Annotated in this window: 13 protein-coding genes; 4 read left to right on the top strand and 9 right to left on the bottom strand. The window is 68.7% G+C overall.

Annotated elements, in window-relative coordinates:
• The first annotated feature begins 4 nt into the window (after positions 1-4).
• Complete coding sequence (gene hslO, locus WS54_RS23975; RefSeq protein WP_034207735.1) at positions 5-955, top strand: Hsp33 family molecular chaperone HslO; 951 nt, start codon at positions 5-7, stop codon at positions 953-955.
• 137 nt (positions 956-1,092) lie between these two features.
• Positions 1,093-1,458, top strand: a complete 366-nt coding sequence (locus tag WS54_RS23980) for a hypothetical protein (RefSeq protein ID WP_034207736.1) — start codon at positions 1,093-1,095, stop codon at positions 1,456-1,458.
• 88 nt (positions 1,459-1,546) lie between these two features.
• Here WS54_RS23980 and ftsB read toward each other — a convergent pair whose 3' ends face one another.
• From ftsB to WS54_RS24025, 9 genes are all read right to left on the bottom strand, one after another.
• The gene (gene ftsB / locus WS54_RS23985; protein WP_034207737.1) at positions 1,547-1,972 is read right to left on the bottom strand and encodes a cell division protein FtsB; all 426 of its coding nucleotides are present in this window, start codon (positions 1,970-1,972) and stop codon (positions 1,547-1,549) included.
• An 81-nt stretch (positions 1,973-2,053) separates the two neighbouring features.
• Positions 2,054-3,337: a phosphopyruvate hydratase gene (gene eno / locus WS54_RS23990; protein WP_006478406.1), complete on the bottom strand. Its 1,284-nt coding sequence runs from the start codon at positions 3,335-3,337 to the stop codon at positions 2,054-2,056.
• A gap of 106 nt (positions 3,338-3,443) precedes the next feature.
• Positions 3,444-4,298: a 3-deoxy-8-phosphooctulonate synthase gene (kdsA, locus tag WS54_RS23995; protein WP_034207738.1), complete on the bottom strand. Its 855-nt coding sequence runs from the start codon at positions 4,296-4,298 to the stop codon at positions 3,444-3,446.
• Complete coding sequence (locus WS54_RS24000) at positions 4,295-5,953, bottom strand: CTP synthase (protein WP_034207739.1); 1,659 nt, start codon at positions 5,951-5,953, stop codon at positions 4,295-4,297. Before WS54_RS24000 ends, kdsA begins: the two co-directional genes overlap by 4 nt.
• A gap of 180 nt (positions 5,954-6,133) precedes the next feature.
• Entirely contained in the window at positions 6,134-6,979 is an 846-nt protein-coding gene (locus tag WS54_RS24005) for an alpha/beta fold hydrolase (protein WP_034207740.1), read from the bottom strand.
• 190 nt (positions 6,980-7,169) lie between these two features.
• Positions 7,170-9,659 carry a DNA internalization-related competence protein ComEC/Rec2 gene (locus tag WS54_RS24010; protein WP_034207741.1) on the bottom strand — a complete coding sequence of 830 codons (2,490 nt, stop codon included), beginning with the start codon at positions 9,657-9,659 and terminating at the stop codon, positions 7,170-7,172.
• Between the two features lie 57 nt (positions 9,660-9,716).
• Positions 9,717-10,505, bottom strand: a complete 789-nt coding sequence (locus WS54_RS24015; RefSeq protein WP_034207742.1) for a TatD family hydrolase — start codon at positions 10,503-10,505, stop codon at positions 9,717-9,719.
• A gap of 66 nt (positions 10,506-10,571) precedes the next feature.
• Entirely contained in the window at positions 10,572-11,336 is a 765-nt protein-coding gene (gene lolD, locus WS54_RS24020; protein ID WP_179950249.1) for a lipoprotein-releasing ABC transporter ATP-binding protein LolD, read from the bottom strand.
• Positions 11,329-12,582, bottom strand: a complete 1,254-nt coding sequence (locus WS54_RS24025) for a lipoprotein-releasing ABC transporter permease subunit (RefSeq protein ID WP_034207744.1) — start codon at positions 12,580-12,582, stop codon at positions 11,329-11,331. The genes lolD and WS54_RS24025 overlap by 8 nt, the downstream gene beginning before the upstream one ends.
• Positions 12,583-12,730: 148 nt before the next feature.
• On the opposite strand from WS54_RS24025, the gene WS54_RS24030 reads away from it, so the two are divergent.
• Complete coding sequence (locus WS54_RS24030) at positions 12,731-13,807, top strand: hypothetical protein (RefSeq protein ID WP_034207745.1); 1,077 nt, start codon at positions 12,731-12,733, stop codon at positions 13,805-13,807.
• Positions 13,808-13,821: 14 nt separating this feature from the next.
• Positions 13,822-15,519, top strand: coding sequence for a single-stranded-DNA-specific exonuclease RecJ (recJ, locus tag WS54_RS24035; RefSeq protein WP_034207746.1), 1,698 nt, complete (start codon positions 13,822-13,824; stop codon positions 15,517-15,519).
• Positions 15,520-15,524: the final 5 nt, after the last annotated feature.

Genomic DNA, 15,524 nt, shown 5'->3' on the forward strand with positions numbered 1-15,524 from the left:
AAGAGTGAGCGACCAGTTACAGAAATTCATGTTCAATGCGGCGCCCGTGCGCGGCGAGATCGTTTCGCTGCGCAACACGTGGCAGGAAGTACTCGCCCGCCGCGACTACCCTGCCCCCGTGCGCACGGTGCTCGGCGAGATGATGGCCGCGTGCGCGCTGCTGTCCGCGAACCTGAAATTTCACGGCACCCTGATCATGCAGATCTTCGGCGACGGGCCGGTCCAGATGCTGGTCGTCCAGTGCGGGTCCGATCTGTCGATGCGGGCCACCGCGAAGTTCTCGGGCGACGCCGCGCAGACGATCGGCGACGACACGCGTTTCGCGGCGCTCGTCAACGCGAGCGGCCACGGCCGCTGCGTGATCACGCTCGATCCGGCCGACAAACTGCCCGGCCAGCAGCCGTACCAGGGCATCGTGCCGCTGAACGGCGTCGACGGCCCGCTCGAATCGGTGTCGCAAGTACTCGAGCACTACATGCATCACTCGGAGCAGCTCGACACGCGGCTGTGGCTCGCCGCCGATCGCGACCGCGCGGTCGGCATGCTGCTGCAGAAGCTGCCGGGCGACGGCGGCATCGTGCCGCGCAACGCCGAAACCGATATCGACACGTGGGAGCGCGTGTGCACGCTCGGCGGCACGCTGTCCGCGAAGGAACTGCTCGAGGTCGAACCGGAAGTGGTGTTCCGCCGGCTGTTCTGGCAGGAAAACGTGCAGCACTTCGAACCGGCCGGCACGCGCTTCCAGTGTTCGTGCTCGCGCGAGAAGGTCGGCGCGATGCTGCGCATGCTCGGTCGCGAAGAAGTCGACAGCGTAATCGTCGAGCGCGGCCACGTCGAGATCCACTGCGAGTTCTGCAACCAGCGCTACGAGTTCGATCCGGTCGACGTCGCGCAGTTGTTCGCGGCGCCCGGCGTCGAAACCGGCATCGCACCCGCGACCGACCAGCGTCACTGAGCCGCGCGCCCGTGCCCGCCACCGGCGCGGCACGGGCGCATAATGACGCACGAGCGCCGCATGCGCGGCTCCGGCGCCGGAGGCCCGGCCTTCGGTGCCAGCCGCTTTCCACGGTCGGCGCGCCGCAGGAGAAACACATGAATCGCCCCCGCCCCTTTGGCACCCTCCGCAGCATCGTCGTGGCGAGTACGACCGCCGGCACGCTCGCGCTTGCCGGCTGCGCGATGCCGCCGCCGAGTTCCACGATCCTGAGCCGCCTGCCCGAACCGAGCGCGTCGGGTGGCCAGCCGCCGGTGCTGTCGAGCGCCGAACGCAAGCGTTATGACGAGATCGACCAGCAGGTCCTGCGCGAGCAGAACAGCGCGATGGCGGCCGAAGCGGCCGCACGCGCGTGGGCCTATTACTCGCCGCCGCCCGTGACGGTCTACGGCGGATACTACGGCGGTTGGGGCAATCGCTGGGGCACGGGCATCGGCTACGGCTATCCGGGCTGGTGGTGGTGAGCTCGCATCGCCGGCCGATTGACGACTGGCAGGAAATAAAAAAGCGCGGCATTTCCCGCGCTTTTTCAATGCATTCGACGTATCGCGCTCAGTGATGCGCCGCCTTGCCCTTGTCGCCGCCATGATGGCGCGACGGCTTCGCGATCGACTGCGGATTCGGCACGACCCGCACAGGCGCCGCGGAGACGGCGCCGCGCGTCGACGTATTCGACGGCGTGTTGTTCGGCGGCCCCGCAGGCGCATTCGGCGACACGAACTGCACGAATACTTCGCCATCCTTCACCATGCCCATCTCGTAGCGCGCACGCTCCTCGATCGCCGCGGTGCCGCTCTGCAGATCCTGCACTTCGCCGGCGGTGCGCTCGTTGCGCAGCTTCTCGTCCGCGTTCTTCTGGAGCTGGTCGTCGAGCTGCTGACGCAATTCGTGCACCCGCAGCCAGCCGCCGTGTCCCCACCATAGGGGGTACTGAATGAGCGCCAGCAAGGCAATCAGGACGACAGTGACAAGCCGCATGTAAGAGACGCAGATATAAGAAGCGCCGCTCCGCGCACAGGCACAGAGCGGCGTCGAGATGACGAACCCGATAGTAGCGCGTTAGCGCAGGTTATAGAAAGCCGATTTGCCCGGGTAGCTCGCGATGTCGCCGAGATCTTCCTCGATGCGCAGCAACTGGTTGTACTTCGAGATGCGGTCGCTGCGCGACAGCGAACCCGTCTTGATCTGACCGGCGTTCAGGCCGACCGCGATGTCCGCGATCGTCGAATCTTCCGTTTCGCCCGAGCGGTGCGAGATCACGGCCGTGTAGCCCGCGCGCTTCGCCATTTCGATCGCCGCGAACGTTTCGGTCAGCGTACCGATCTGGTTGATCTTGATGAGGATCGAGTTCGCGATGCCCTTCTCGATGCCTTCCTTCAGGATGCGCGTGTTCGTGACGAACAGGTCGTCGCCGACGAGTTGCACCTTCTTGCCGAGGCGGTCGGTCAGCAGCTTCCAGCCGTCCCAGTCGCTTTCGTGCATGCCGTCCTCGATCGACACGATCGGGAACTTGTCGGCAAGCGTCGCGAGGTAGTCGGTGAATTCGGCCGACGACAGTTGCAGGCCTTCGCCCGCGAGCTGGTACTTGCCGTCGTGGTAGAACTCGGATGCCGCGCAGTCGAGCGCGAGCAGCACGTCTTCGCCCGCACGGTAGCCGGCCTTCTCGATCGCCTGCAGGATCGTCGACAGGCACTCGTCGTTGCTGCCGAAGTTCGGTGCGAAACCGCCTTCGTCGCCGACGGCCGTGCTCATGCCGCGGTCGCTCAGGATCTTCTTCAGCGCGTGGAACACTTCCGCGCCGCAACGCAGCGCTTCACGGAACGTCGGCTGGCTGACCGGGACGATCATGAATTCCTGGATGTCCAGGCTGTTGTTCGCGTGCGCGCCGCCGTTGACGATGTTCATCATCGGCACCGGCAGTTGCATCGCGCCCGACCCGCCGAAGTAGCGGTACAGCGGCAGGCCGGCTTCTTCGGCGGCGGCCTTCGCGACGGCCATCGACACGGCCAGCATCGCGTTCGCGCCCAGGCGCGACTTGTTGTCGGTGCCGTCCAGCTCGAGCAGCGTCTTGTCGAGGAACGCCTGTTCCGACGCGTCGAGGCCCATGATGGCTTCGGAGATTTCGGTGTTGATGTGCTCGACCGCCTTCAGCACGCCCTTGCCGTTGTAGCGGCCGGCTTCGCCGTCGCGCAGTTCGATCGCTTCACGCGAGCCGGTGGACGCGCCCGACGGCACCGCCGCGCGGCCCATCGTGCCCGATTCGAGCAGCACGTCGCATTCGACGGTGGGGTTGCCGCGCGAATCCAGAATCTCGCGGCCGATGATATCTACGATTGCACTCATGGGTTTCCTCTGAGAATGACGATGGATTCTTCAAACTGCGACGGCGGGCGCGCCGGAACCGCTTTCGCTACAGACGCGCAAAGCCGTCGCAAGGTTCATTCGATCTTTAATTGAAATCGTTTTCCAGGAACGGGTTGCGCTTCACCGCCTGGTCGAGCGTGACGAGCGTCTCCAGCAACGCGCCCATCCGGTTCAGCGGCACCGCGTTCGGGCCGTCGGACTTCGCCTCGGCCGGATTCGGATGCGTTTCCATGAAGAGGCCCGCGACGCCCGTCGCGACCGCCGCACGTGCGAGCACCGGCACGAATTCGCGCTGGCCGCCCGAGCTCGTGCCCTGCCCGCCCGGCAACTGCACCGAGTGGGTCGCATCGAACACGACCGGCGCGTTCGTCTCGCGCATGATCGCGAGCGAACGCATGTCCGACACGAGATTGTTGTAGCCGAACGAGACGCCGCGCTCGCACGCCATGAAGCGGTCTTCCGACAGACCGGCTTCACGTGCGGCGTCGCGCGCCTTGTCGATCACGTTCTTCATGTCGTGCGGCGCGAGGAACTGGCCCTTCTTGACGTTGACGGGCTTGCCCGAACGCGCGCACGCATGGATGAAATCGGTCTGACGGCACAGGAACGCCGGCGTCTGCAGCACGTCGACGACCGACGCGACCTGCTCGATCTCGTCGATCGAATGCACGTCCGTCAGCACCGGCAGGCCGAGCTGGCGTTTCACCTCGGACAGGATCCGCAGGCCCTCGTCCATTCCGAGGCCGCGAAACGATTTGCCCGAGCTGCGGTTTGCCTTGTCGTAGGACGACTTGTAGATGAACGGAACGTTCAGCTTCTCGCAGATCTCCTTCAGGCGGCCGGCCGTGTCGATCGTCATTTGCTCCGATTCGACGACGCAGGTACCCGCGATCAGGAAGAAAGGCTTGTCGAGACCGACCTCGAAATCGCACAGCTTCATGCTTGCACTCCGCGCGCTTGCTTGTTGGCGAGCGCGGCTTCGACGAACGACTTGAACAGCGGATGGCCATCACGCGGCGTGGACGTGAATTCCGGGTGGAACTGGACGCCGACGAACCACGGGTGCATCGAGCGCGGCAGCTCCATCATTTCCGGCAGATCCTCGCTCGGGGTACGGGCGCTGATGATAAGGCCGCCGGCTTCGAGCTGGGGCACGAAGCGGTTATTGACTTCATAACGGTGGCGATGGCGCTCGTTCACGTCCTTGCCGTAGATTTCTTCCGCCATCGTGCCCGGCTTGATCGGGCAGCGCTGCGAACCCAGGCGCATCGTGCCGCCGAGGTCGGATTCCTCGGTGCGCGTCTCGACCTTGCCTTCGCGGTCGTACCATTCGGTGATCAGCGCGACCACGCGCTCCGGCGTGTCCGGATCGAATTCCGTGCTGTTCGCCTGCTTCAGGCCGACGACGTCGCGCGCGAATTCGATCACCGCGAGCTGCATGCCGAGGCAGATGCCGAGGTACGGCACCTTCGACTCGCGCGCATAGCGGACCGCCGCGATCTTGCCTTCCGTGCCGCGACGGCCGAAGCCGCCCGGCACCAGCACGGCGTCGAGGTGCTTCAGGCTGTCGACGCCGTTCGTCTCGAGCTCTTCCGAATCGATGTACTCGATGTTGACCTTGGTCGACGTGTGGATCGACGCATGGCGCAGCGCCTCGATCAGCGACTTGTACGACTCGGTCAGGTCGACGTACTTGCCGACCATGCCGATCGTCACTTCGTGCTGCGGGTTCTCGAGCTTTTCGACGAGCGTCGACCACATGCTCAGGTCGGCGTCCTTCGGCGACAGCTTCAGCTCTTCGCAGATGATCCGGTCGAGGCCCTGGTCGTGCAGCATCTGCGGAATCTTGTAGATGCTGTCGGCGTCCCACACCGAGATCACCGCGTCTTCGGGCACGTTCGAGAACATCGAGATCTTCTTCGATTCGTCGTCGGGGATGCGGCGATCCGCACGGCACAGCAGCACGTGCGGCAGGATGCCGATCTCGCGCAGCTTCTGCACGCTGTGCTGGGTCGGCTTCGTCTTCAGCTCGCCGGCCGTCGCGACGTACGGCACGAGCGTCAGGTGCACGAAGCACGCGCTGTTGCGGCCGAGGCGCAGGCTCATCTGGCGCGCGGCCTCGAGGAACGGCAGCGACTCGATGTCGCCGACCGTGCCGCCGATCTCGACGATCGCGACGTCCGGCTCGCCGCAGGTGGCCGATGCCGCCCCGCGCTCGATGAACGCCTGGATTTCGTTCGTGATGTGCGGAATCACCTGCACGGTCTTGCCGAGATAGTCGCCGCGGCGCTCCTTGCGGATCACCGATTCGTAGATCTGGCCGGTCGTGAAGTTGTTGGCCTTGCGCATCTTCGTGCTGATGAAGCGCTCATAGTGGCCGAGGTCGAGGTCGGTCTCCGCTCCGTCTTCCGTCACGAACACTTCGCCGTGCTGGAACGGGCTCATCGTGCCGGGGTCGACGTTGATGTAGGGATCGAGTTTGAGGAGGGTGACTTTCAGACCGCGCGATTCGAGGATCGCGGCGAGAGAGGCGGCGGCAATACCCTTGCCGAGGGAAGAAACTACGCCGCCGGTGACGAAAACATATTTGGTCATCGCTGGATGCTCGCGGGAAAAACGGATTATACCGTAAAGCCCGCCCTTCTCTCAGCAATTGACGCGATGATCGCGCCCTTTCGTGCCGACCCGCGCCAACCGTGCGCGACGGCGCGAACCGGCCGGCCCGCCGGCGCCGCGCGCATGCGCCGGCGGGCGTTCCGTCCGCCGGACCAAGCGTCAGGCGCGCCTCGCGATCGGCGCGCCGGCCTGCGAAGCGCAACCCTCTTCCGCCTTCAGCGAATTCAGCATCCGCTGCAATGCGCGGGCGGTCTCGATCGGCCGCTCCATCGGGAACAGGTGGCTCCCTTCGATCCATTCGATGCGCCCGCGCGTCGCGCGGCGCGTCGCGTCGAGCCCGACCTGCCGGACCTCGCGCGAGCGCGTGCCGGCGAGAAAGCCGAGCGGCACCGGCGCGCCGTGCGCGAGCCGCGGGCCGAGCGTGTGCGGCAGCGTCCTGTAGATCAGGTACTCGACCTGACGGTCGAACGCCAGCGCGCGTTCGCCGTCGGCGCCGGCCTGCGGGATCCCGTGGTCGATATAGTCGGCGAGCATCCGTTCGTCCCAGCGCGCGAACGCGGGCTTCTCCCGAAAGTGCCGCCAGACTTCGTCGCGGCTCGTCCAGCGCGTGCGCCGGTTGCGCGTGGCCGCGGCCGGCGACAGCCGCTCGTCGAGCCCCGCCCACTGGCTCGCGCGCAGCGCGCCGGCACGCCAGCCCGCGATGATCGGCGAATCGATCATCACGACGCCGCGCACCCACTGCGGCTTCTTCAGCGCGGCCATCAACGACAGGTAGCCGCCGAGCGAATGGCCGACGAGCCAGACCGGGCGCTCGTAGCGGCTGCCGATGTCGTCGAGCAGTTGCTCGACGAGATGCGGCCAGTCGCGCGTCACGGGGTAGCGGCGGTCGTGACCGATCCGTTCGATGTAGCGCAACTCGTAGTCGTCGGCCAGTTCGGCGAAGATCGTCCGGTATGTCGACGCCGGGAAGCCGTTCGCATGCGAGAAGTGGAGGATGTCCTTCAAATGCCGATGTCTCCTTTGTCGACGGGAGCGGGTGCTTCGGCACGCGCTCCCGTCCCATGCTTCGCGATCGACGGAAGCGGGCGCTTCGGCGCTTGCGCCGATCCCGTGCTTCGTATTCTGTCGGAACCGTGCTTCGGCACGCTACGCCGGCCCCGCGCCTTCCGTCCGGACAAGCCGGCCTTCTCCGCGCTTACCGGTCCATCCAGTACCGGCGCCGTTCGTCGCGATAGCGCGCGAAGGCAAACCCGGCGCCCGCCGGCGCGACGTCGAACCGCACGGCGCCGTCGCGATCGGTGCGCGGCAGCGGAATCCCGCGCGCCTCGTAGCGGGCGAGCACGGTCCGGTGCGGATGCCCGAAACGATTGCGATAGCCTACAGGAAATACCGCGACGCGCGGCCCGACCGAATCGAGGAAAGGCTCGACCGACGACGTGCGGCTGCCGTGGTGCGGCACGACCAGGATCTGCGCGGCCAGCGCGTCGCGCGCATCGGCCACCAGCCGGCGCTCGGCGGCGGCCTCGATGTCGCCCGTCAGCAGTGCCGACGTGCCGCCCGCATCGATGCGCAGCACACACGATTGGCCGTTCGACGAACCCGTGCCCACCCCGCCCGGCGGCCACAGCATCGTGAAGACGACGCCGTCCCAGGTCCACCGCTGCCCGGCCGCGCACGGCAGCCGATCGGCCACGCCCGCCGCCTGCGCATCGCGCCACAGCCGGTGCCGCGGCGCAATGCCGGCCAGCAACTGGCGCACGTCGGCAGCCGCATAAACGGCCGCTGCGCCGCCCGCATGATCGGCATCCGCATGACTGAGCACGAGCGAATCGATCGTCGCGATGCCCCGCGCCCGCAACGCCGGCGCGACGATCCGCGTACCGGCGTGGGACGACTCCGCACCCGGCCCCGCATCGAACAGCAAGGCCCGCCGCGCCGTTTCGACCAGTACCGCCGCGCCCTGCCCGACGTCGAGCACGGTCAGCCGGAAGCCGCCCGCCGGCGGCGCATCCGGCGCCGGCGCGACGAGCGGCAGCCACGTCAGCGGCGCCGCCCAGCGCAGCGGCCAGCCGCGCGGCATCAGCGCCCACGCGACACCCACGCATGCCAGCACCAGCACCGGCCAGTCGGGCATGCGCAGCCAGAACACGCCGGCCGGCCAATCGGCCAGGTGCCCGAGCAGCGTCATCATCGGCGCGAGCGCCGCATGCGCAAGCCGAAAGGCAGCCGCGTCGAGCGGCGGCGGCAACGCGATGCCGGCCAGCACGACCGGCGTCACGACCGAGCTGACCCACGGAATCGCGAACGCATTGCCGAACGGCCCCGACAGGGAAATCTGCGCGAACCATGCGGCGGTGAGCGGCGCGAGCCCGATCGTCACCGCGTACTGCACGCGCGTCGCCTCGGCGACGCGGCGCCGGCAGCGCGTCGCCCACGCACGCAACCGGCTCCGCGAGCCGGTCGCGCCGCTCTCCGCGCCCGCTTCGTCGAGCTCGTCGGCCTCGCGCACCGCGCGCCAGCCGGCGACGGCCAGCAGGATCACCGCGACCGCACCGAACGACAGCCAGAACCCGGCCGACAGCACGGCCCACGGGTCGGCGAGCAGCACGCCGCCGAGCGCCACGCACAGCACCGCCGACGTCGGCACGCTGCGGCCGGCCAGATACGCGATGCCGCCGCCCGCGATCATCCACCACGCGCGCTGTGCCGGCACGTTGAAGCCGGCGAGCGCGGCGTAGCCGGCCGCCGCAGCCAGCGCGGCGAGCGCGGCCGCGTACGGCGCCGGCAGCACGAGCGTCGCGGCCCGTCCGCGCCAGCGCACGCGGCGCCAGACCATCGAGACGAGCCAGCCGGCGATCGCGCCGACCAGCCCGACATGGAGACCGGAAATCGCGACCAGATGGCTCGTGCCCGTGTTGCGCAGCACGCGCCAATCGTCGTCGCCGATGCCCGACTGGTCGCCGATCGCCAGCGCGGCGACGATGCCGCGATGCGCCGCATCGGTACCGAGCCCCTCGCCGATGCGTGCCCGCAGCATGTCGCGCACCCGATCGATCGATGCACGCCAGCCCGATGCGCGCGCATCGAGCAATACCGCCCGACGCGGCGCACTGACATAGCCGATCGCGCGAATGCCCGCGGCGAGCCACGCCGCCTCGCTGTCGCGCACGCCGGGATTGGCCTCGGCATGCGGACGCTTGAGACGCACGACGAAACGCCAGCGCTGGGCCGCACGCAAATCGGGAAGCGCATCGCGTGTCGCGGATGCGCCATACGCGCGCCACGACAACCGGATCAACGGCGGAAAACGGGTGAGCCCCGCATCGTTCGATTCGACCGCGAACAGCAGCCGCGCACTTGTCTCGTCGACGACGGGCAGCCCGCGGATCACGCCCGTGACGACGATGTCGCGCCCTTCCCACTCGACGGGCAGACTGTCGCGCAGCCGCCATTCGGCCCGCGCGGCCGCATAGCCGAATCCCGCGACGCAGGCCGCGACCGCGCACAACATCCATCCGCCTACGACGACCGCGCGCGTGCGCCGACGACGCGCGCACCACGCGCCCAGCGCCGCGCAGCCCGCGAGCACGGCTGCTCCGATCGTCCATGCGATCGCCCCCGGCAACGCCGCCTGCCGCTGCAGCACGACGACGCCGAGCGCGAACGCGATCCACCACACGCGCATTCCGCCTCCTCGTCGACCCGGCGCCGCCCCTGCCCATGCGGCGCCTTCCGGCAACGATTATGCGGACGAAAGCGCGAGTCGCGGCAGCGCGGCGAGCGCGTTAGCCGAAGTGCATAGGGACAATTCGCCGGCATCGAGCCCGCGCAGTTCGGCGAGCACGCCGCCGATGCGCGGCACCTGGTCGGGCGTATTGCGGGATTTGTATGCCCATTCGGGCGCGATGTCGGGCGCGTCGGTCTCGACGACGAGCGCGTCGAGCGGCAATTCGGCGGCGAGCCGGCGGATCTGCCGCGCGCGCGTGAAGGTCACGTTGCCGCCGAAGCCGAGATGCAGCCCCTGCGCAAGATACGCGTCGGCCTGCTGGAAACTGCCGTTGAACGCATGCGCGATGCCGCGCCGTACGCCGAAACGGCGCAGCCCGGCCAGCACGCGGTCCTGCGACTTGCGCACGTGGCAGAGCACCGGCAGATCGAATTCCCGCGCCAGCCTGAGCTGGCCCTGGTAGAAGAACTGCTGCCGGTCTTCGTCGAGGCCCGGCACGAAATAGTCGAGCCCGATCTCGCCGATCGCGACGAAACGCGGATCGTCGAGACTCGCCTCGATCTCCATGCGCAGCCGGTCGAGATCCGCATCGCGCGCTTGCGGCGTATACATCGGATGGATGCCGAGCGCGTACACCGCGCCCGGCGTGCGGTGCGCGAGTTCGCGCACCGTCGTGAAGTTGTCGCGCCCGATGCTCGGGATCACGATGCGCGACACGCCGGCCGCGCGCGCAGCCTGCGCGACCGCGTCGCGGTCGGCGTCGAACTCGGCGGCATCGAGATGGCAGTGCGTGTCGATCCACATGGCAGCGGTCCTGCGCCGTTGCGCCGTGCCGGACGAGCCGGCGACCGGCCGCACGCGCGTTGCTTCTTACGCCGGCAGCGCCGGCTCCTCGTGCAGCACCCCGTCGCGCAGCCGCATGATGCGGTCGCAGCGCGCGGCGAGATCGGGATCGTGCGTGACGATCACGAAACTCGTTTCGAGCGTCTCGGACAGCTCGAGCATCAGGTTGAACACCGTGTCGGCCGTCGTGCCGTCGAGGTTGCCGGTCGGCTCGTCGGCGAGCACGCACGCCGGCTTCGTGACCAGTGCGCGCGCAATCGCGACACGCTGCCGCTCGCCGCCCGACAGCTCGCCCGGCCGGTGCTTCGCACGCGGGCCGAGACCGACGCGTTCGAGCATCGCCTGTGCCTGCGCGCGCGCGTCCTCGGTCGTCATCCGGCGGATGCGCAGCGGCATCGCGACGTTGTCGAGCGCCGTGAACTCGGGCAGCAGATGATGGAACTGGTAGACGAAGCCGAGCGCGCGGTTGCGCAGCTCGTTGCGCTCGCGCTCGGCGAGTTGCGTAAACGGCTTGCCGAGCAGCGACACTTCGCCGGCGCTCGGCTCGTCGAGCCCGCCCAGCACGTGCAGCAGCGTGCTCTTGCCGGAGCCCGACGCGCCGACGACCGCGAGTTTCTCGCCGCGCCGCACCGTCAGCTCGGTGTTGTTGAGCACCTGCACGTTGAAGCCGCCCTGCACGAACGCCTTCGTGATCCCGCGCGCCTGAAGCACGTATTCCTGCATACCTGCCGAATCCTGTCTGTTGTGTTGTCGTTGTCGTGAATCCGCGAATGCGGTCGCGCGGTCATTCATAGCGGAGCGCCTCCGCGGGCTTCACCTTCGCGCCGCGCCAGCTCGGATAGAGCGTGGCGACGGCCGACAGCGCGAACGCGATCAACCCGATCCGGATCACGTCGCTCGCGACGAGTTCGGACGGCAGTTCGCTGATGAAGTACACGGACGGCGGCAGGAACTGCACGCCGAACAGGTGCTCGATCATCGGGATCAGCCACGGGATGCTCCATGCGATCAGGCAGCCGAGCGCGACGCCGGACGCGGTGCCGACGAAGCCGATCGTCACGCCCTGCACGACGAAAATCTTCATGATCGACCCCGGCTGCGCGCCGAGCGTGCGCAGGATCGCGATGTCGGCCTGCTTGTTGGTCACCGTCATCACGAGCGACGACACGAGGTTGAACGCGGCCACCGCGATGATCAGCGTGAGGATGATGAACATCATCCGCTTCTCGATCTGCACGGCCGAGAACCAGGTCTTGTTCTGCTGGGTCCAGTCGCGAATGTACAGGCTGCCCGACAGCGTATGCGACAGCTCGACCGCGACCTGCGGCGCCTTCTGCATGTCGGTGAGCCGCAGCCGCACGCCGGTCGGCGCGCTCATCCGGAACAACGCCTCGGCGTCGCGGATGTTGATCATCGCGAGCGTGCTGTCGTATTCGTAGTGGCCCGATTCGAACACGCCGACGACCGTGAACTGCTTCAGGCGCGGCATCATGCCGGCCGGCGTGATCGACCCTTCGGGCGCGACGAGCGTGACCTTGTCGCCGACCGTCACGCCGAGGTTGCCGGCGAGCGCGTCGCCGAGCACGATGCCGAACTGGCCCGGCACGAGCGCATCGAGCTTGCCTGCCTTCATGTCCTTGCCGATGTCCGACACCTGCGGTTCGAGCGACGGCTCGATCCCGCGCAGCATCACGCCGCTCACCGAGTCCTGGCGCGTGAGCAGCGCCTGCGCGTCGACGTACGGCGCCGCGCCGATCACCGACGGATTGCGGCGCGCTTCCTGCGCGGTCAGTTGCCAGTCGGGCATCGAACCCGTCGGCGAGAACACCTCGACGTGCGCGAGCACCGACAGCATGCGGTCGCGCACTTCCTTCTGGAAGCCGTTCATCACCGACAGCACGACGATCAGCGCCGCGACGCCGAGCGCGATCCCGAGCATCGAGACGAGCGCGATGAAGGAAATGAAGCCGTTGCCGGTCGTGCGTTTGCCGGCGCGCGTGTAGCGCCAGCCGATTTGCCATTCGTACGGAAGTTTCAAGCGAATCCTTTCTGCTGGTTACGGCGGGGATGGCGGCCCGCGGCCGGACCGCCATCCGGCGGCAGCCGCCCGGGCGCGAGCGAAAAAACGGTCGCCGGACGCGAACGGGCCGTCGGCCGGCCCGATCACGCGCGCAGTTTGCCATACAATGCGCACCATCATGCACGACCGACGCCTCCATTTTCTCGTTCCGTTCGCGCTGCCGTCGGCGGCCGATGCGGCCTCGTCCCTGCACACGCTGGACAGCCCCGCGCTCCAAAAGTTGCTCGCCCGCGCGAGCCTCGTCGAGCGCGTGGCCGGCGAGGACTTCCAGCGCACGCTGCCGCACGAACGCTGGCTGGCAAGCCGGTTCGGCGCCACGCAAGGCAACGCCGCGGACGAGGCGCCGCTCGCGCCCTACATGCTGCTGGCCGACGGCGGCGATCCCGGCGCGCATGCATGGGCGTGCGTCGAGCCCGTGCACGTCGAAATCGCGCACGATCACCTGGTGCTCGTCGATCCGGCCGCCCTCGCGCTCGACGACGGCGACGCAGCCGCGCTGCTCGCGGTCGCGCGGCCGCTGATCGAGGAGCTGGGCGTGCGGCTCGAAGCGCCGAACCCGGCGCGCTGGTATCTGTCGAGCGACCAGCTTGCGCGCCTCGCCGGCGCCGCGCCGCTGCGCGCCAGCGGCCGCAACATCGAGATCTGGCTGCCTCACGAGGCACATACGGGCGAGCGCTCGCGGATGTGGATGAAACTGCAGAACGAAGTGCAGATGGCGTGGTTCCAGCATCCGGTGAACGAAGCCCGCGAGGCCCGTGGGTTGCCGGCCGTCAATTCGATCTGGTTCCATGCACAGGGCACGCTGAAGCCGGTCGGCAAGCCGTTCGCACGCGTGCTGTCCGCGTCGCCCGCCGCACTCGGCCTCGCGCGCGCCGCGCAATCCGAAGCGGGCCGCCCGCCCGCGACGTTCGGCGCGCTGCCGGCCGCCGATGGCGCGACGCTCGTCGAGCTGCCGGCGCTGACCACCCCGTTCATCGAGCAGGACTGGGCGCGCTGGCACGACGGGCTCGCCGCGCTCGAGCGCGACTGGTTCGCGCCGGCGCTCGCCGCGCTGCAGAACGGCGAGTTGGCGGCCGTCGATTTCACGCTGTGCGGCGACACGAGCTCCGTGACGCTGCATGCGACCCGCGGCGATCTGCGCAAGTTCTGGCGCCGCCGCGCGCTCGCCTCCCTGTTCGAATAACAACGCCAACCCGTATGACCCGGATCGTTACCCGCCCCGTCGCGCCCGCCGACGCCGAAGCGCTCGCGCGCCACGGCCTGCACCCTGTCCTCGCGCGCCTGTACGCGTCGCGCGGCGTGCAGTCGCCCGTCGACATCGAGACCGCGCTCGCGCGCCTCGTGCCGCCCACCGAGCTGAAAGGCTGCGCCGATGCGGCGGTGCTGCTCGCCGACGCGATCGCCGACAAGCGGCGCCTGCTGGTCGTCGCCGACTACGACTGCGACGGCGCGACCGCCTGCGCGGTCGCGGTGCGCGGCCTGCGGATGTTCGGCGCGCAGATCGACTACCTGGTGCCGAACCGCTTCGAATACGGCTACGGCCTCACGCCCGAGATCGTCGAGCTCGCGGCCGCGCGCAAGCCCGACCTGCTGATCACCGTCGACAACGGGATCGCGAGCGTCGCCGGCGTCGAAGCCGCGAACGCGCGCGGCATCGACGTGCTCGTGACCGATCACCACCTGCCCGGCGACGCGCTGCCCGCCGCGCGCGCGATCGTCAACCCGAACCAGCCGGGCTGCGCGTTCCCGAGCAAGCACCTCGCCGGCGTCGGCGTGATGTTCTACGTGCTGCTCGCGCTGCGCGCCGAGCTGCGCCGCCGCGGCGCGTTCGCGAGCAAGGAAGCCGAGCCGCGCCTCGACGGCCTGCTCGACCTCGTCGCGCTCGGCACCGTCGCCGACGTCGTGCGGCTCGACGGCAACAACCGCGTGCTCGTCGCGCAGGGGCTGCAGCGCATCCGCAACGGCCGCATGCAGCCGGGTGTCGCCGCGCTGTTCCGCGCCGCCGCGCGCGACGCGCGCACCGCGTCGGGCTTCGACCTCGGCTTCGGCCTCGGCCCGCGCCTGAACGCCGCCGGACGGCTGTCCGACATGTCGCTCGGCATCGAATGCCTGATCACCGACGACATCGGCCACGCGTGGGATCTCGCGCAGCAGCTCGACGCGATGAACCGCGAGCGCCGCGAAATCGAGGCCGGCATGCAGCAGCAGGCGCTCGCCGATCTCGCCGACGTCGATCCGGCCGACGCGTGCACGATCACGCTGTTCAATCCCGCGTGGCACCAGGGCGTGATCGGCATCGTCGCCGGCCGGCTCAAGGAAAAATTCCACCGCCCGTCGTTCACGTTCGCGCATGCCGACGACGAAGGCAAGCGGGTCAAGGGGTCCGGCCGGTCGATCGCGGGCTTTCACCTGCGCGACGCGCTCGACCTCGTCTCGAAACGCGAACCGGACCTGATCGTCGCGTTCGGCGGCCATGCGATGGCGGCCGGCCTCACGCTCGACACCGAAAACGTGCCGCGCTTCGCGGCCGCGTTCGAAGCCGTTGCGCGCGAATGGCTGTCCGACGACGCGCTCGCCCGCGTGATCGAGACCGACGGCGAACTCGAGGACGCGTACTTCACGCCGCAGTTCGTCGGCCTGCTCGACGAGGCCGTCTGGGGACAAGGGTTTCCGGCCCCGCTTTTCTCGGGGGAATTCGACGTCGTGTCGCAGTCGCTCGTGAAGGAAAAGCACCTGAAGCTGCAGCTTGCGCGCGGCCGCCAGCGCTTCAATGCGATCTGGTTCAACCACACCGAGCCGCTGCCGGCGAGCGCGCTGGTCGCGTACCGGCTCGTCGCCGATACGTGGAACGGCGTCACGCGCGTCCAGTTGGTCGTCGAACACGCGGCCGGTTGAGCACG

It is taken from the genome of Burkholderia sp. NRF60-BP8, assembly GCF_001522585.2.
Classification (GTDB): domain Bacteria; phylum Pseudomonadota; class Gammaproteobacteria; order Burkholderiales; family Burkholderiaceae; genus Burkholderia.